Raw genomic sequence first — 16,849 nt, 5'->3', positions numbered from 1 at the left:
CGGTCATCAGAGGCGGCGGAAAGTCACCGAACCTGTAGCTGGGTACGATGCAATTGTTAACAAAGTTGAACGGGACATCGCAGAAATTTGCCGTGGGTCCATGCACAGCGGTTAACTATTTTGTGAAATTCCGCACCGCGCGAAGCGTCGTAGCGCAGCGGGTGTCCTCTGATAGGGCTTTTCTTGCCTGCGTTTCTATCCGATATTCAATTAACAATTTGTAGGAACAGCACCTTGATTCTTGTTACAGGCGGGGCGGGCTTCATCGGCTCGCACACTTGCATCGCCCTTGCGGCAGCGCAGCTGCCCTTCGCGGTACTTGACAACTTCTCCAACAGCCGTCCGTCCGTGCTCGATCGGCTGGAACAGATCATCGGATGGCGTCCGCTCTGCATCGATGCCGACATCCGCGACGGCAATGCTGTGGCGCAGGTGTTGCGGGAGCAGCGCATCGACGCCGTGGTCCACTTCGCCGCGCTCAAGGCGGTGGGGGAGTCGGTGCGCGAGCCGCTGCGCTACTACGACAACAACGTGGCCGGCACCGTCACGCTGCTGCAGGCGATGAAGGCGGCTGACGTGCGCACGCTGGTGTTCTCCTCGTCGGCCACGGTGTATGGGGAGCCGGCCTCGCTGCCCATCCGCGAGGACTTTCCCCTCTCGGCCACCAATCCGTATGGATCCACCAAGTTGATGATGGAGCAGGTGCTGGCCGATGTGGACCGCGCCGAGCCGGGCCAGTGGCGCATCGCGCGTCTGCGCTACTTCAACCCGGTGGGCGCCCATGAAAGCGGGCTGATCGGCGAAGACCCGCGCGACGTGCCCAACAACCTGCTGCCCTACGTGGCGCAGGTGGCCGCCGGTCTGCGGCCCACGCTCAGCGTGTACGGCGACGACTACCCCACGCCGGACGGCACCGGGGTGCGCGACTACATCCACGTGACCGATCTGGCGCAAGGCCATGTCGCCGCGCTGCGGTACCTGCAGAGCCACCCCGGGCTGCTGACGGTGAACCTGGGCACCGGGCGGCCGGTGTCGGTGCTGGAGATGGTGCGCGGATTCGAGCGCGCGAGCGGCCGGCCCGTGCCCTATCAGGTGGTGGCGCGCCGGCCCGGCGACGTGGCGCAGTGCTGGGCCGACCCGGCGCTTGCCGAGCAGTTGCTCGGCTGGCGCGCCCACCTCGGGCTCGATCGCATGTGCGAGGACGCGTGGCGCTGGCAGAACGGCACCGCCCGGACGCTGGCCGGCCCGTCGCCCGTCGCCTGACCGCGCGCCGGGGCCGCGGCGAGCTCTGCCTGCGGCGGGCGCGGTGACCCGGCTTCTACAATCGGTGCCATGTCCGCCGCCCTGCCCACCGCCCCGCCCACCACCCCGCAATCTCCTGCGCCCGCCCTACGCGAAATCACCTTCCACGGCCTGCCGGCCCTGCAGCTCGGCCTGCCTTCAGGCGATCTCGCCGTGGTGGCGCTCCAGGGCGCGCAGGTGCTGTCGTGGGTGCCGGCGGGTGGCCAGGAACGGCTTTATCTCAGCCCTCGCGCGGTCTTCGACGGCCATTCCGCCATCCGCGGCGGCACACCCGTGTGCTTTCCCCAGTTCAACCAGCGCGGGCCCTTGGCCAAGCATGGCTTCGTGCGCAACCTGCCGTGGCAGTGGGATGCGGCCGCGACCCCGGAGGAGCGCGCGGAATCCGGCGTGTCGGCCAGCCTGGTGCTGCGCGACTCCGCCCAGACCCGGGCCTGGTGGCCGCACGGTTTCGCGGCCCGCCTCACCGTCACGCTGACCGAAGGCGGGCTGCGTATCGGGCTCGGCGCACGGAACACCGGGGATTCGGCCTGGGACTTCACCATGGCGCTGCATTCCTACCTGGCCATTCCCGACATCGCCCAGACCCGGCTCGATGGACTGGACGGTTGCGCCCGCTGGGACGCCGTGGCCGACGTGCGCGACACCCAGCACGGCGCGGTCACGTTCGATGGCGAGTACGACAGCGTGTTCACCGCCCCAGGCCCTGCACTGCAGCTGCACAGCGGCGGCGCCCGTCCGTTGCGCATCGAGCAATCCGCCACCTGCGGCAACACCGTGGTGTGGAACCCGGGCGCCGTACTCTGCGCCCGGCTGGCCGACATGCCCGAAGACGGCTTCCGGCACATGCTGTGCGTGGAGGCGGCGGCCATCGACCAGCCGGTGACGCTGGCGCCCGGCGCGCAGTGGGCGGGCTGGCAGCAGCTGCGCCTGGCCTGACCGCGGCCGCCCCACCTTTCCTTTCCCGACACTCCAGAATTCACCATGCTTGCCAAACGCATCATTCCCTGCCTCGACGTGACCGGAGGCCGCGTGGTCAAGGGCGTCAACTTCCTGGAGCTGCGCGATGCCGGCGACCCGGTGGAGATCGCCGCCCGCTACAACGCGCAGGGCGCCGACGAGCTCACCTTCCTCGACATCACCGCCACCAGCGACGCGCGTGACCTGATCCTGCCGATCATCGAAGCCGTTGCCAGCCAGGTGTTCATTCCACTCACGGTCGGCGGCGGCGTGCGCACGGTGGAAGACGTGCGGCGCCTGCTCAACGCCGGGGCCGACAAGACCAGCTTCAACTCGGCCGCGCTCTCCAACCCCGATGTGATCAATGCCGCATCGGACAAGTACGGCGCGCAGTGCATCGTGGTGGCCATCGACGCCAAGCGCCGCCAGGGCGACGACCTGGCCGCGCGCGGCGAGGGCTGGGACGTCTACAGCCACGGCGGCCGCAAGAACACAGGGCTGGATGCCGTGCAGTGGGCCACCGAGATGGCGCGCCGCGGCGCCGGCGAGATCCTGCTGACCAGCATGGACCGCGACGGCACCAAGTCGGGGTTCGATCTGCAGCTGACCCGCGCCGTGAGCGACGCCGTCAGCGTGCCGGTGATCGCGTCGGGGGGCGTCGGCAACCTGGACCACCTGGCCGACGGCGTGCAGCAGGGCGGGGCGGACGCGGTGCTGGCCGCCAGCATCTTCCACTACGGCGAATACACGGTGGGCGAGGCCAAGGCCCGCATGGCCGAGCGCGGCGTGCCGGTGCGGTTGTGAGGGTTCCCCTCTTTTTGGTGTGAAAACAGCCTCTAGCGCTTGTCCATCAAGCGTTTTATGCTATTTAAATAATAGCAAATCGACAAACCATGCTGCACTGCAGCAAATGTGTGGACAATGGCACCATGAACTGGCTCGACGAAGTGAAATGGGACGCGCAGGGCCTGGTGCCCGTGATCGCGCAGGAGGCCGCCAGCGGCGATGTGCTGATGTTCGCCTGGATGAACCGCGAGGCCCTGGCGCGCACGGCCGAGCTGGGCCGGGCCGTGTATTTCAGCCGCTCGCGGGGCCGGCTCTGGCACAAGGGCGAGGAATCGGGCCACGTGCAGACCGTGCACGAGATCCGCCTCGACTGCGACAACGACGTGGTGCTGCTCAAGGTCACGCAGCTGGGTCACGAACCCGGCATTGCCTGTCACACCGGCCGCCACAGCTGTTTCTTCAGCGTGCTCCAGGACGGCGTCTGGACGCCGGTCGATCCGGTCTTGAAAGATCCCGAGTCCATCTACAAGTGAGCACCATGCCTTCCACACCCTCTCAGGCCGCGTCCGACGTGGCTTCGCACGACGCGCTGGCCCGCCTGGCCGCAGTGATCGAAAGCCGCAAGCCCGTGCACGGCGGCGAGCCCGACAAGAGCTACGTCGCGCGCCTGCTGCACAAGGGGCCGGACGCCTTCCTCAAGAAGATCGGCGAGGAAGCCACCGAAGTGGTGATGGCCGCCAAGGACGCCGACCACGGCGGCGACGCGAGCAAGATCGTCTACGAGGTGGCCGACCTCTGGTTCCATTCCATGGTGGCGCTGGCCCACTACGGCTTCACCCCGGCCGACGTGGTGGCCGAGCTGGAACGCCGCGAAGGTACCAGCGGCATCGAGGAGAAAGCCCTGCGCCGCGCCGAACAACGTGCAACCGACGACCAAGGAGCGACATGAACGACGACATCATCGACGTGGAGCCGAACCGCCGCGTTGAATCGCTGAAGACCATTGGCTGGGTCAGCTACGTGCTGCACCTGATCGTGGCCGTGGCGGCGGTGCTGCCCAGCGCCCAGCCCAGCATCGTGCTGCTGCTGATCGCGCTGGTGATCGATTTCGTCAAGCGCGACGATGCCCGGGGCACCTGGCAGGCCAGCCATTTCTCCTGGCGCATCCGCAGCGTGCTCTGGGCCGGCGTGCTGTACATCGTGACGGCTCCGCTGTGGATCCTCATCATCCCCGGCTGGATCGCGTGGATCATCATTTCCCTCTGGTTCCTCTACCGCATCCTGCGCGGCATGGTCGCCATGAGCCAGAACAGGGCGGTCGGTGGCTGACACCGCAGCGCCCACCCCGCCACGCCGGCTGAATCTGGCGCTGCAGGGGGGCGGATCGCACGGCGCGCTCACCTGGGGCGTGCTCGATGCCTTGCTGGAGGACGGACGCTTCCGGATCGAGGGGGTGAGCGGCACCAGCGCCGGCGCGATGAACGCCGTGGCCATGGCGCACGGCTTCGCCCTTGCGGCGCGAGACCACGCGGGCCGTCCGGACGCCCACGCCGCCCACCGGGCCGGTTGCGAGTTGGCGCGCGCCACGCTCGGCCGGCTGTGGGAAGGCGTCGGCATGCTGGGCAGCCTGATGTGGGGTACGCCGCTGTCGGGCGCCAACCCGCTGATGGGCATGGTCACGCAGTGGCTGTCGCCCTACCAGACCAACCCGCTCGGCATCAATCCGCTGCGCCGGCTGCTCGAGCGCGAGGTGGACTTCGATCTGCTGAGCGCGCCGGGCGCACCCAAGGTGTTCGTCTGCGCGACCAACGTGCGCACCGGGCGCGGGGAGATCTTCTCCGGCAGGCGGCTGAGCGCCGATGCCGTCATGGCGTCGGCCTGCCTGCCGCTGCTGTTCAAGGCCGTGGAGATCGACGGCGAGCACTATTGGGACGGCGGCTTTTCGGGCAACCCGGCGCTGCACCCGCTCATCTACAAGACCGAATGCGCCGACCTGCTGCTGGTGCAGATCAACCCCATCGAACACCCGACGGTGCCCGACAACGCCGGCGAGATCATGGAGCGGATGAACGAAGTGACCTTCAACGCGAGCCTGCTGGCGGAGATGCGCGCCATCGAATTCGTGCGCCGGTTGCTGGCCGAGGGCAAGCTCGACGAGCGCCGCTACCGCAGCGTGCGCATGCACCGCATCGACGGCGGTTCGCTGCTGGCCGGCTACGGCGCGTCCAGCAAGACCCGGGCCGATCTGCCGTTCGTGCGCGAGCTGTTCGCCATCGGCCGCGCCGAAGGCCAGCGCTGGCTGGCAGCGCACGGCGACGATGTCGGCCTGCGGCCCACCATCAACATCGCTGACAATGCGTGAATACAGCCTCACTGCGCAACCGCTTCCCATGCACGATCCGAACTGCCTCTTCTGCAAGATCATTGCCGGCCAGATTCCCTCCCGCAAGGTGTACGAAGACGACGAGATCTTCGCCTTCCACGACATCCATCCCTGGGCGCCGGTGCACTTTCTCATGGTGCCCAAGGAACACATCCACTCCATGGCCGGCGTGACCGATGCCCATGCCGGCGTGCTGGGCCGCATGATGGCGCTGGCGCCCCGGCTGGCGCTGGAGCAGGGCTGCAACCCGTACCCGGCCGGCGGCTACCGCATCGTGGTCAACACGGGCGACGAAGGCGGCCAGGAGATCCACCACCTGCACGTGCACGTCATGGGCGGGCCGCGCCCCTGGCTCAAGGGCTGAAAGCCGCCCGTCCGGGGAACGCCGATGGCAGCAGGGGTATCACACTGCGGTCAGGTCCCCCGTCTAGAATGTTTTGCAATTCGTTAGGAGATTTCCATGGGTTCGTTTTCCATCTGGCACTGGCTGATCGTTCTGCTGATCGTGGTCATGGTGTTCGGCACCAAAAAGCTCAAGAACATGGGCTCTGACCTCGGCGGTGCCGTCAAGGGTTTCAAGGACGGCATGAAGGACGGCTCGGCCGACCCCGCCACGCCGCCCGGCGCCGTGCCGCCTCCCGGCCAGGTGGGCACCACCACGCACGCCGCCACGCCCGCCGACAAGACCACGATCGACGTGGAAGCCAAGCACAAGGGCTGATGGCATCCGGTCCTGCCGCCGCGATGCGCTCCGGCGGTGTTTTCGTTCTTCGCGCAGCTGACCCGTTCGTCCCATGATTGATATTGGCCTGTCCAAGATGGCGCTGATCGGCGCCGTGGCGCTGATTGTCATCGGCCCCGAGAAGCTGCCCCGCGTGGCGCGCACCGTCGGCACGCTGCTGGGCAAGGCGCAGCGCTACGTCGCCGACGTCAAGTCCGAAGTCAACCGGTCGATGGAGCTGGACGAACTGCGCAAGATGAAGGACACGGTGGAAAGCGCCGCGCGCGACGTGCACCAGTCCGTGCAGACCAGCGCCACCGATTTCCAGAAAGACTGGGACACCTCCATCGGCGGCAGCATCGACGATGCGTCCTCGCCGGGCGTGTCTTCGGGCGCTTCGTTCGACTACGCCAGCACGGTCGTGCCGGCGTACAAGAACCCCGGCAAGAACTGGCGCCTCAAGCGCGGTGCCACGCCCCAGTGGTACAAGGCCCGTGCTGGCGTGCGCACCAAGGCCCAGTCCGGCGCCGCGCGTGTCGCCCGCTTCCGGCCGCAGAAATTCCACTGACGACCCCTGCTGCCCCGCCGCCGCGCGCGCCCAGTGCCGCGCGCCGGCAACCGCCCGCACACTGCTTTTCCCACCATGTCCGATATCCCCCATAAAGAAGACGAGCTCGCGGGCACCGAGCAGCCGTTCGTGCAGCACCTGATGGAGCTGCGCGACCGGCTGGTCAAGGCGCTGATCGCCGTCGGCATCGCCGCAGCCGTGCTGTTCTTCTACCCCGGCCCCGGCCCGCTCTACGACCTGCTGGCCGCCCCGCTGGTGGCGCACCTGCCGGCCGGCGCCACGCTGATCGCCACCTCGGTGATCTCGCCCTTCATGGTGCCGCTCAAGATCTTGCTGATGTCGGCCTTTCTGCTGGCGCTGCCGGTGGTGCTGTGGCAGGCCTGGGCCTTCGTGGCGCCGGGCCTTTATTCGCACGAAAAAAAGCTGGTGCTGCCGCTCGTGGTCTCCAGCACGCTGCTCTTTTTCATCGGCGTGGCCTTCTGCTACTTCTTCGTGTTCGGCCAGGTGTTCGCCTTCATCCAGAGCTTCGCGCCCAAGAGCATCACCGCCGCGCCTGACATCGAGGCCTATCTCAGCTTCGTGATCACCATGTTCCTGGCCTTCGGGCTGGCCTTCGAGGTGCCGATCGTCGTGATCGTGCTCGCGCGCATGGGTATCGTGACGGTGGAGAAGCTCAAGGGTTTCCGCGGCTACTTCATCGTGCTGGCCTTCATCATTGCTGCGGTGGTCACGCCGCCCGACGTGGTGTCGCAACTGGCCCTGGCGATCCCGATGTGCCTTTTGTACGAGCTCGGCATCTGGGCCGCGCAGATCTTCATCCGCCACACGGCGGCCCCGGAAGACGCGCAGGAGCCCAGCGCCTGATCGGAACCCGAGCGGCCTACGCCGCAGGGGGATGAGCACACATTCCCCATAAAAAATAGCTGCCAGCGCTTGATGCATAAGCACTGGCAGCTATTTTTTTGATAGCGTCGGATGGGTGTGCCTGCGGCGCTGGCCCCTGCGGCGCTGGCCCCTGCGGCGCTGGCCCCTGCGGCGCTGGTTCATGCGGCGCTAGGCCATCCGGCGCCGCGCCGCGGGGCGACGTCCGCTCAGCGCCGTTGCTGCGGACGGGGCCGGGTCCCGGGCACCACCTGCACTTCGATGCGCGAATCGCCGCGCTGCAGGGTGAAGGGCGCCGAGCTGCCGGGACGCAGCGCCGCCACGGCCGTCAGCAGCGCCGAGACGTTGTGCGTGGGCTTGCCGTCCACCTCGACGATCACGTCGCCCGGCCGCACGCCGGCCTGTGCCGCGGGGCCGGCCTGCAGCACGCCGGTGATGATCACGCCCTCGGTGGCCTTCACGCCGAAGGTGGCCGCCAACTCGGGCGACAACTCGTTGGGCTCGACGCCGATCCAGCCGCGCGTGACCTGGCCGTCCCGCACGATGCCGTCCAGCACCAGCTTGGCGGTGGACACGGGAATCGCGAAGCCGATGCCCATGCTGCCGCCCGAGCGCGAGTAGATCGCGGTGTTGATGCCCATCAGGTTGCCGTGGACGTCCACCAGCGCGCCGCCCGAGTTGCCCGGGTTGATGGCCGCGTCGGTCTGGATGAAGTTCTCGAAGATGTTGATGCCCAGCTGGCTGCGGCCCAGTGCGGAGATGATCCCGCTGGTCACCGTCTGGCCCACGCCGAAGGGGTTGCCGATGGCCAGCACCTGATCGCCCACGGCCAGCTGGTCGGACTGGCCCAGGACGATGACGGGCAGCTTGTCCAGGTCGATCTTCAGCACGGCCAGGTCGGTATCGGGGTCGGTGCCGATCACGCGGGCGCGGGCCCGGCGGTTGTCGGTCAGCGTGACTTCGATCTCGTCGGCGCCTTCCACCACATGGTTGTTGGTCAGGATGTAGCCGTCGGTGCTGATGATGACGCCGCTGCCCAGGCCCGTCTGGGCCTGCTGGGCGGCCTGGTCACCGAAGAAGAACTGGAACCAGGGGTCGTTGCTGCGCGGGTTGCGCACGGCCTTGCTGGTGTTGATGCTGACCACCGCCGGGGCGGCCTTGCGCGCCGCGCCGCTGAAGCTGCCGGGAGCTGCCGGCGCATCGGGGGTGGCAGGCGCCTCGATCAGCGAGATGCCCGCGCTGCTGCGCGTGGCGCCCCCCCGGATCCAGCTGGGTTGCAGGGTGGCGACGACGAAATAGGCGGCGACGAAAACCGTCACGGCCTGGGCAAACAGCAGCCAGATGCGCTTCATGGTGGAGCAGGGAGCAAAAAGGGAGTCAGAAAAGGAAAAGGCCGGGGCGGCCTGCCGGGGCCCGACCGGGCACGCCGCCCGCCATTGTCGCCGCTTGGGCGGTGGCGCGGGCCTCGGCACCGACCATCGATGGCAGAGGGGCGTGCAGGGCGGTTGGCGCGGCGCCCTTGGGGAAACCCTTAAACTGTGGCGGTCTGTCACGGTTCCATCGTTCCCCGCGCCCCGGCTACCCGCCCGGGCCGCCGCGCTCTCGTCCCCCCACCCGGATCGTCTGCCCGAACGTGGCTGCACCCTGCGCTATCCCCGCGCAGGGCTGCGGCCAGGCCGTTGCTTTGTGCCTTGGTATTTTGCTGTTCGCCTCGCTCCTTGCGGGTGCTGCGTCGACCGCAGCGCCCCGCAGGCGCCGCGAACCTTTCCGGACCGTTTTCCCATGACCCTGACCCCTTCCGCGCCGGCCTCCGCCGATGCCGCAACCGACTCCCATCGCCCTCTGACGCGCAGCGACTACAAGACCCTGGGGCTGTCCGCCCTGGGCGGCACGCTGGAGTTCTACGACTTCGTCATCTACGTGTTCTTCGCCGCGGTGCTGAGCGGGCTGTTCTTCCCCGCCGACATGCCCGACTGGCTGCGCCAGCTGCAGACCTTCGGCATCTTCGCCGCGGGCTACCTGGCGCGCCCCGTGGGCGGGATCGTCATCGCCCACTTCGGCGACAAGCTGGGCCGCAAGCGCATGTTCACGCTGTCGATCTTCCTGATGGCCGTGCCCACGCTGGTCATCGGCCTCTTGCCCACCTACGCCAGCATCGGCGTGGCGGCGCCGCTGCTGCTGCTGGCCATGCGCGTGCTGCAGGGCGCGGCCATCGGCGGTGAAATGCCGGGCGCCTGGGTGTTCGTGGCCGAGCACGTGCCGAAGAACCGCTACGGCCTGGGCGTGGGCACCCTGACGGCCGGCATCACGGGCGGCATCTTGCTGGGTTCGCTGGTGGCGATCGCCATCAACCGCAGCTATGCACCCGCCGAAGTGCGCGACTTCGCCTGGCGCATCCCGTTCATCCTGGGCGGCGTGTTCGGTCTGGTGTCGGTGTATCTGCGCCGCTTCCTGCATGAAACGCCGGTGTTCCAGGAGCTGGCCACCCGCCGTGCCGTGGCGCGCGAGCTGCCGGTGAAGACCGTGCTGCGCGACCACAAGGGTGCGATGGTGCTGGTGGCGCTCATGACCTGGGTGCTGTCCACCGCCGTGGTCGTGGTGGTGCTGATCACCCCCAACTACCTGCAGAAGGTGTTCCAGATTCCCGCCACGCTGGCGCTGGAGGCCAACGCCGTCGCCACGCTCACGCTGACCATCGGCTGCATCGTCGTCGGCTGGGCCACGGACCGCTTCGGCACGCGCCCCGTCATGCTGGTCGGCTGGGGTGGCCTCACGCTGTCGAGCTACTGGTTCTACACCCAGCTGCCGGGCACGCCCGCCTCGCTGGTGTTCAACTACGGGCTGATCGGCTTCTTCGTCGGCTCCATCTCGCTGCTGCCCATCGTGGGCGTGCGTGCCTTCCCGCCGGAAGTGCGCTTCACCGGGCTCTCGTTCTCCTACAACATGGCCTATGCCGTGTTCGGCGGCATCACGCCCATCCTGATCACGCTGTGGCAGCAACACGATGTGCTGGCCAACGCCCACTATGTGGCGGCCATGGGCGTGCTGGGCTTCGCGCTCGGCTTCGTGCCGCTCGCATCGCGCGGCTGGCAGCCGGCGGCCCAGCGCGGCTGAACGCGCTGGCTGCGGCGGCCGCAGCGGGCTCGCGGGGCTGAGACAATCGGCGGATGACGACGACCCCCACCTCGCGAGACCAATTGCTGGGCGCCTTCGACGCCCTGCTGCAGCCCGAACGCTTCAAGGACTACGGCCCCAACGGCCTGCAGGTCGAGGGGCGACCCGAGGTGCGCCGCATCGTGAGCGGCGTGACCGCCAGCCGGGCGCTGATCGACGCGGCCATCGCGCAGCGGGCCGATGCGATCTTCGTGCACCACGGCCTTTTCTGGCGCGGCCAGGACGGGCGCGTGACCGGATGGATGAAGCAGCGCCTGCAGCGCCTGCTGGCCCACGACATCAACCTCTTCGCCTATCACCTGCCGCTGGACGCGCACGCGGAGCTGGGCAACAACGCCCAGCTGGGCCAGCGCCTGGGCTGGCAGGCCGACCGCCACTTCGGGGAGCAGAGCCTGGGCAGCGTCGCCGGCGCCACCTATGGCGACGCCGAGGCGCTGGCGCGCCATGTGGAAACGGTGCTGGGACGCAGCGTCACGCTGGTGGCGCCCGCGCCGGCCGAGGCCCGGCCCATCCGCCGCGTCGCCTGGTGCACTGGCGGTGCCCAGGGCTACTTCGAGGCGGCCATGGCGGCCGGCGCCGATGCCTTCGTCACGGGCGAGATCTCCGAGCCGCAGGCGCACCTGGCGCGCGAGAGCGGGGTGGCGTTCCTTGCCGCCGGCCACCATGCCACCGAGCGCTACGGTGCACCGGCCGTCGCGGCGCACGTGGCCGCGCAACTGTCGCTGGAGCACGTCTTCATCGACATCGACAACCCGGCCTGAGCAATCCTTTTGCTATAAAAATCATAGCAATAGGCGATTGATTGACGGGCGCTGAAGCCCGATATGGCATGAATAACGAACCCGCGGGAGCTGCATGACGTCTTCTCTTCCCATCGCCATCACCCAGGGCGACGCGGCCGGCATCGGCCCCGAGATCATCGCCAAGGCATTCCGCGATGCGCCCCAGCTGCTGCGCGGCTGCTTCGTGGTGGGCAGCGTGGCCGCGCTGCGGCGCGCCGCAGCCTGCATCGCCCGGCCCGGCGACACGAGCTTGCCGGTGGCGTGCATTGACTCGGCACGGCAAGCGGCTGCCGTGCCGCCGCGCTGCGTGCCGGTGCTGCCGCTGCCCGGCCTGCCGGCAGAGCCGCCCGCCTGGGGGCGCATCGACGCCGCCGCCGGGCGCGCGGCCGCCGACTGCGTGGTCTGGGCTGCGCAAGCCGCGCTGCGCGGCGAAGTGGCGGCGCTCGTCACCGCGCCCCTGCACAAGGAGGCGCTGGCTGCGGGCGGCATCGCCTATCCCGGCCACACCGAACTGCTGCAGGCCGAGGCCGCGCGCCATGCCGGCGTGGCGCTGGCCGACATGCCCGTGCGCATGATGCTCGCGAGCGACGAGCTGCGCACCGTGCTGGTCAGCATCCATGTGTCGCTGCGCGACGCGCTGGACGCGGTGACGCAGGCCAACGTGCTGGGTGCGCTGCGCATCACCCATGCCGCGCTGACCCGCAGCCTGGGCCGGCCGCCGCGCATCGGCGTCGCGGGGGTCAACCCGCACGCGGGCGAGGGCGGGCTGTTCGGGCGCGAGGAGATCGACGTCATCGTGCCGGCTCTGCAGGCGGCGCGCGCCGAAGGCATCGACGCGCAAGGCCCCTTCGCGCCGGACACCGTCTTCATGCGGGCGCGCAATACGCTGCAGCGGGCCGGCGAATTCGATGTGGTGCTGGCGATGTACCACGACCAGGGCCTGATCCCGGTGAAGTACCTGGGCGTGGACAAGGGCGTGAACGTGACGCTGGGCCTGCCGCTGGTGCGCACCAGCCCGGACCACGGCACGGCCTTCGACATCGCAGGGCAGGGCGTGGCCGACGCGTCCAGCCTGATCGAGGCGGTGCGCATGGCGCGGCAACTGTCGGCGCTGCCGGCCTGAAGGAGCAAGCCCACGCAAAAACGGCCCGTGCAGAGCGGGCCGTTGTGCTTTTTCGCAGCGCGCGGTGTTCAGCGCGGGCGGTTCAGGCTGTCGCGGATCTCGCGCAGCAGCACGATGTCTTCCGGAGGTGCCGCCGGCGCAGCGGGCGCGGGCGCCGGGGCCTGGCGCTTGAGCCGATTGATCTGCTTGACCATCATGAAAATGATGAAAGCCAGAATCAGGAAATTCACCGCCACGGTAATGAAGTGGCCATAGGCCAGCACCGGCACGCCGGCTTTTTTCAGCGCGTCCAGCGTATGGGCGGTGCCGGGCGGAATGCTGCCCAGCACCAGATAGAGATTGGAGAAATCGAGCCGGCCGAAAACCAGCCCGACGACCGGCATGATCAGATCGCTGACCACCGAATCGACGATCTTGCCGAAGGCGCCGCCGATGATCACGCCAACGGCCAGATCTATCACATTGCCCTTGATGGCGAACTCACGGAATTCCTGTGCGATGCCCATTTCTCCACTCCTTTGATATAGATGAAAACACTGAAGTATCAGCTGCCATAGACGGGTGTCCCCCAATGGAATAACCATATTGCCTCCGCTACAATTTTCGAGTTGATCCCACAAGCGAAGTAGATCGAGGACCCCATGAGTGAAACTCCAATCGACTCCAGCAAACGGACATGGCTGATCGCGTCCGGATGCGCTGGCGCGGTGGGCGGTGTGGCGACTGCCGTGCCTTTCGTCAGCACCTTCCAGCCCTCCGAGCGCGCCAAGGCCGCAGGGGCTGCGGTCGAGGTCGATATCTCGGCGCTCAAGCCGGGCGAGAAGCTCACCGTCGAATGGCGCGGCAAGCCGGTCTGGATCGTCAAGCGCACGCCCGAGCAGCTGGCGGCGCTGCCGGGCCTCGATGCGCAGCTGGCGGACCCGAAGTCCGAGCGCAAGCCCAGCGAACTCACTCCCGAATACGCCCGCAACGAGGCGCGCTCCATCAAGCCCGAAGTGCTGGTGGCGGTGGGCATCTGCTCGCACCTGGGCTGCTCGCCTTCCGATAAGTTCGCGCCTGGCGCCCAGCCCTCGCTGCCCGACGACTGGAAGGGCGGCTTCCTCTGCCCCTGCCACGGCTCCACGTTCGACATGGCCGGCCGCGTCTTCAAGAACAAGCCCGCGCCCGACAACCTTGAAGTGCCCCCCCACATGTACCTGTCGGAGACCAAGCTCCTGATCGGTGAAGACAAGAAGGCCTGAGGAACGACCCATGGCGTACCGCGAATTCAAGGACATCTCGCCCAACGCGTCGACCGGCGCCAAGGCCGCCAACTGGCTGGAAAACCGCTTCCCCACGGCGTTCGACGCCTACCGGGTGCACATGTCGGAGTACTACGCTCCGAAGAACTTCAACTTCTGGTACATCTTCGGCTCGCTGGCCCTGCTGGTGCTGGTGATCCAGATCGTCACCGGCATCTTCCTCGTGATGCACTACAAGCCCGACGCCGCCAAGGCGTTCGAGTCGGTGGAATACATCATGCGCGACGTGCCCTGGGGCTGGCTGATTCGCTACATGCACTCCACCGGCGCCTCGGCGTTCTTCGTGGTGGTCTACCTGCACATGTTCCGCGGCCTGCTCTACGGCTCCTACCGCAAGCCGCGCGAGCTGGTCTGGATCTTCGGCTGCGCGATCTTCCTCGCGCTGATGGCCGAGGCCTTCATGGGCTACCTGCTGCCCTGGGGCCAGATGTCGTACTGGGGCGCCCAGGTCATCGTGAACCTGTTCGCGGCCATCCCTTTCGTCGGTCCCGACCTCGCGCTGCTGATCCGTGGCGACTACGTGGTGGGCGACGCCACGCTGAACCGCTTCTTCAGCTTCCACGTCATCGCCGTGCCGCTGGTGCTGCTGGGCCTGGTGGTGGCGCATTTGCTGGCGCTGCACGATGTGGGCTCCAACAACCCGGACGGCATCGAGATCAAGGGGCCGAACGCCCCGAAGGACGAGCATGGCCATCCGCTGGACGGCATCCCGTTCCACCCCTACTACACGGTGCACGACATCTTCGGCGTGTGCGTGTTCCTGTTCATCTTCTCCGCCGTGATCTTCTTCGCGCCGGAGTTCGGTGGCTACTTCCTCGAATACAACAACTTCATCCCCGCCGACCCGCTGAAGACCCCCGCGCACATCGCGCCGGTCTGGTACTTCACGCCGTTCTATTCCATGCTGCGCGCCATCACCAGCGAGATGATGTACGCCCTCATCGCCTGCGTGGTGCTGGCGGTGGGGCTGGCGGTGGTGAAGGGGCGCCTGCCCGTGTTCGTGAAGGCGGCCCTGGCGGTGCTGGCGGCCGTGGCCATCGCGCTGATGCTGTCCATCGACGCCAAGTTCTGGGGCGTGGTGGTGATGGGCGGCGCCGTCATCATCCTGTTCTTCCTGCCCTGGCTGGACATGAGCCCGGTCAAGTCGATCCGCTACCGTCCCGACTGGCACAAGTACCTCTACGGTATCTTCGTGATCAATTTCGTCGTGCTGGCCTATCTGGGCGTACAGCCCCCGTCGGTCATCGGCGAGCGTGTCTCGCAGGTCGGCACCCTGTTCTACTTCGGTTTCTTTTTGCTCATGCCCTGGTGGAGCCGCCTGGGCACCCCGAAGCCCGTGCCCGACCGCGTGACCTTCACGCCGCATTGAGCGCGTGCACCGAGCCGCAAGAAAGCCAAGCACTGCCATGAAAAAAATCTTCCTCACGCTGATCGCCGCGCTCGGCATTGCGACCGGCGCCCACGCCGCCGAAGGCGGCATCGCCTGGGACAAGGCGCCCAACCGCACCAACGACACCGCATCGCTGCAGAACGGCGCGAAGCTCTTCGTCAACTACTGCCTCAGCTGCCACTCCGCAGCCTTCATGCGCTACAACCGCCTGCAGGACATCGGCCTCACCGAGCAGCAGATCAAGGACAACCTGCTCTTCACCACCGACCGGGTGGGCGAGACCATGAAGGCGTCGATCGATCCGCGCCAGGCTAAGGAATGGTTCGGCGGCAATCCACCGGACCTCACCGTCATCGCCCGTTCGCGGGCCGGCCATGGCGGCACGGGCGCCGATTACCTCTACACCTTCCTGCGCACTTTCTACCGCGACGACACCAAGGCCACCGGCTGGAACAACCTCGCGTTCCCGAGCGTCGGCATGCCCCACGTGCTGTGGCAAATGCAGGGCGACCGCCGCCCGGTGTTCGAGGAACAGCAGAGCCATGGCCATGCCATCCAGGTCTTCAAGGGATGGCAGCAGGTCACGGCTGGTACGATGTCGCCCCTGCAGTACGACCAGGCGGTGGGTGATCTCGTCAACTACCTGCAGTGGATGGGCGAGCCGGCGCAAAATACGCGGGTCCGCGTGGGCGTCTGGGTGCTGATCTTCCTGGGCGTCTTCACGGTCATTGCCTGGAGGCTCAACGCAGCCTTCTGGAAAGACGTCAAGTAACCGCTAGACTCTTTGCCGCGCCCCCGGGCGCGGTACGGGCTTTTACAGAGTGGGCGCAGTCGCGCCCACTCTTTTGATTTTTAGGAGCTTCCCACCATGATGGTGCTTTATTCGGGTACGACCTGCCCCTTCTCCCATCGCTGCCGTTTCGTTCTGTTCGAGAAGGGAATGGACTTCGAGATCCGCGATGTGGACCTGTACAACAAGCCCGAAGACATCAACGTGATGAACCCCTACGGCCAGGTGCCCATCCTGGTCGAGCGCGATCTGATCCTGTATGAGTCGAACATCATCAACGAGTACATCGACGAGCGCTTCCCGCATCCGCAGCTGATGCCCGGCGACCCGGTGGACCGTGCCCGCGTTCGCCTCTTCCTGCTCAACTTCGAGAAGGAACTGTTCGTCCACGTGAACATCCTGGAATCGCGTGCCACCAAGGGCAACGAGAAGGCGCTGGAGAAGGCCCGTGCCCACATCCGCGACCGCCTGACCCAGCTGGCCCCCGTGTTCCTGAAGAACAAATACATGCTGGGCGAGAACTTCTCCATGCTGGACGTGGCCATCGCTCCGCTGCTGTGGCGCCTGGACTACTACGGCATCGACCTCAGCAAGAACGCAGCGCCGCTGCTGAAGTACGCAGAGCGTATCTTCTCGCGCCCCGCCTACATCGAAGCGCTGACGCCTTCGGAAAAGGTCATGCGCAAGTAA

20 protein-coding genes are annotated in these 16,849 nt (G+C 67.3%); 18 read left to right on the top strand and 2 right to left on the bottom strand.

Annotated elements, in window-relative coordinates; all coding sequences use genetic code 11:
* The first annotated feature begins 234 nt into the window (after positions 1-234).
* From galE to tatC, 11 genes are all read left to right on the top strand, one after another.
* Positions 235-1,263 (top strand): UDP-glucose 4-epimerase GalE, encoded by a 1,029-nt coding sequence (gene galE / locus ASF94_RS16145; protein WP_056668635.1) that lies wholly within the window; start codon positions 235-237, stop codon positions 1,261-1,263.
* A gap of 69 nt (positions 1,264-1,332) precedes the next feature.
* Entirely contained in the window at positions 1,333-2,238 is a 906-nt protein-coding gene (locus ASF94_RS16140; protein ID WP_056668632.1) for a D-hexose-6-phosphate mutarotase, read from the top strand.
* Between the two features lie 45 nt (positions 2,239-2,283).
* Complete coding sequence (hisF, locus tag ASF94_RS16135; protein ID WP_056668629.1) at positions 2,284-3,063, top strand: imidazole glycerol phosphate synthase subunit HisF; 780 nt, start codon at positions 2,284-2,286, stop codon at positions 3,061-3,063.
* 125 nt (positions 3,064-3,188) lie between these two features.
* Positions 3,189-3,578: a phosphoribosyl-AMP cyclohydrolase gene (gene hisI / locus ASF94_RS16130; RefSeq protein ID WP_056668860.1), complete on the top strand. Its 390-nt coding sequence runs from the start codon at positions 3,189-3,191 to the stop codon at positions 3,576-3,578.
* Positions 3,579-3,583: 5 nt separating this feature from the next.
* On the top strand, positions 3,584-3,994 hold the full coding sequence (locus tag ASF94_RS16125; RefSeq protein WP_056668857.1) for a phosphoribosyl-ATP diphosphatase: 411 nt from the start codon (positions 3,584-3,586) through the stop codon (positions 3,992-3,994).
* Positions 3,991-4,374, top strand: coding sequence for a hypothetical protein (locus tag ASF94_RS16120; RefSeq protein WP_056668626.1), 384 nt, complete (start codon positions 3,991-3,993; stop codon positions 4,372-4,374). The genes ASF94_RS16125 and ASF94_RS16120 overlap by 4 nt, the downstream gene beginning before the upstream one ends.
* Positions 4,367-5,407: a patatin-like phospholipase family protein gene (locus ASF94_RS16115; RefSeq protein WP_056668622.1), complete on the top strand. Its 1,041-nt coding sequence runs from the start codon at positions 4,367-4,369 to the stop codon at positions 5,405-5,407. Before ASF94_RS16120 ends, ASF94_RS16115 begins: the two co-directional genes overlap by 8 nt.
* A gap of 28 nt (positions 5,408-5,435) precedes the next feature.
* Entirely contained in the window at positions 5,436-5,792 is a 357-nt protein-coding gene (locus tag ASF94_RS16110) for a histidine triad nucleotide-binding protein (protein ID WP_056668854.1), read from the top strand.
* A gap of 96 nt (positions 5,793-5,888) precedes the next feature.
* Complete coding sequence (gene tatA / locus ASF94_RS16105) at positions 5,889-6,149, top strand: Sec-independent protein translocase subunit TatA (protein ID WP_056668619.1); 261 nt, start codon at positions 5,889-5,891, stop codon at positions 6,147-6,149.
* Between the two features lie 73 nt (positions 6,150-6,222).
* Positions 6,223-6,717 carry a Sec-independent protein translocase protein TatB gene (gene tatB / locus ASF94_RS16100; protein ID WP_056668616.1) on the top strand — a complete coding sequence of 165 codons (495 nt, stop codon included), beginning with the start codon at positions 6,223-6,225 and terminating at the stop codon, positions 6,715-6,717.
* 75 nt (positions 6,718-6,792) lie between these two features.
* Positions 6,793-7,581, top strand: coding sequence for a twin-arginine translocase subunit TatC (gene tatC / locus ASF94_RS16095; protein WP_056668613.1), 789 nt, complete (start codon positions 6,793-6,795; stop codon positions 7,579-7,581).
* A gap of 227 nt (positions 7,582-7,808) precedes the next feature.
* Here the strand turns inward: tatC and ASF94_RS16090 are convergent, their stop codons facing one another.
* The gene (locus ASF94_RS16090; protein ID WP_056668610.1) at positions 7,809-8,951 is read right to left on the bottom strand and encodes a trypsin-like peptidase domain-containing protein; all 1,143 of its coding nucleotides are present in this window, start codon (positions 8,949-8,951) and stop codon (positions 7,809-7,811) included.
* Positions 8,952-9,381: 430 nt separating this feature from the next.
* On the opposite strand from ASF94_RS16090, the gene ASF94_RS16085 reads away from it, so the two are divergent.
* The 3 genes from ASF94_RS16085 (at position 9,382) to pdxA (ending at position 12,678) form a co-directional block, all read left to right on the top strand.
* The gene (locus tag ASF94_RS16085) at positions 9,382-10,713 is read left to right on the top strand and encodes an MFS transporter (RefSeq protein WP_082493345.1); all 1,332 of its coding nucleotides are present in this window, start codon (positions 9,382-9,384) and stop codon (positions 10,711-10,713) included.
* Positions 10,714-10,766: 53 nt separating this feature from the next.
* Positions 10,767-11,534, top strand: coding sequence for a Nif3-like dinuclear metal center hexameric protein (locus tag ASF94_RS16080; RefSeq protein ID WP_056668608.1), 768 nt, complete (start codon positions 10,767-10,769; stop codon positions 11,532-11,534).
* 94 nt (positions 11,535-11,628) lie between these two features.
* Entirely contained in the window at positions 11,629-12,678 is a 1,050-nt protein-coding gene (pdxA, locus tag ASF94_RS16075; protein WP_056668606.1) for a 4-hydroxythreonine-4-phosphate dehydrogenase PdxA, read from the top strand.
* A 68-nt stretch (positions 12,679-12,746) separates the two neighbouring features.
* On the opposite strand, the gene mscL is transcribed toward pdxA, so the two are convergent.
* Positions 12,747-13,184, bottom strand: coding sequence for a large conductance mechanosensitive channel protein MscL (gene mscL, locus ASF94_RS16070; RefSeq protein WP_056668603.1), 438 nt, complete (start codon positions 13,182-13,184; stop codon positions 12,747-12,749).
* A gap of 135 nt (positions 13,185-13,319) precedes the next feature.
* On the opposite strand from mscL, the gene petA reads away from it, so the two are divergent.
* The 4 genes from petA to ASF94_RS16050 all read left to right on the top strand — a co-directional run bounded on the left by petA (position 13,320) and on the right by ASF94_RS16050 (position 16,849).
* Positions 13,320-13,919, top strand: a complete 600-nt coding sequence (gene petA, locus ASF94_RS16065; protein WP_056668600.1) for a ubiquinol-cytochrome c reductase iron-sulfur subunit — start codon at positions 13,320-13,322, stop codon at positions 13,917-13,919.
* 10 nt (positions 13,920-13,929) lie between these two features.
* Positions 13,930-15,348 (top strand): cytochrome bc complex cytochrome b subunit, encoded by a 1,419-nt coding sequence (locus tag ASF94_RS16060; protein ID WP_056668597.1) that lies wholly within the window; start codon positions 13,930-13,932, stop codon positions 15,346-15,348.
* A gap of 37 nt (positions 15,349-15,385) precedes the next feature.
* Complete coding sequence (locus ASF94_RS16055) at positions 15,386-16,141, top strand: cytochrome c1 (RefSeq protein WP_056668594.1); 756 nt, start codon at positions 15,386-15,388, stop codon at positions 16,139-16,141.
* 96 nt (positions 16,142-16,237) lie between these two features.
* The gene (locus tag ASF94_RS16050) at positions 16,238-16,849 is read left to right on the top strand and encodes a glutathione S-transferase N-terminal domain-containing protein (RefSeq protein WP_056668591.1); all 612 of its coding nucleotides are present in this window, start codon (positions 16,238-16,240) and stop codon (positions 16,847-16,849) included.

The organism is Acidovorax sp. Leaf160, assembly GCF_001424265.1.
Lineage (GTDB): Bacteria > Pseudomonadota > Gammaproteobacteria > Burkholderiales > Burkholderiaceae_C > Paracidovorax.
The sequence above is the reverse complement of the archived record's forward strand: the minus strand, read 5'-3'. Positions and strand labels throughout refer to the sequence as shown.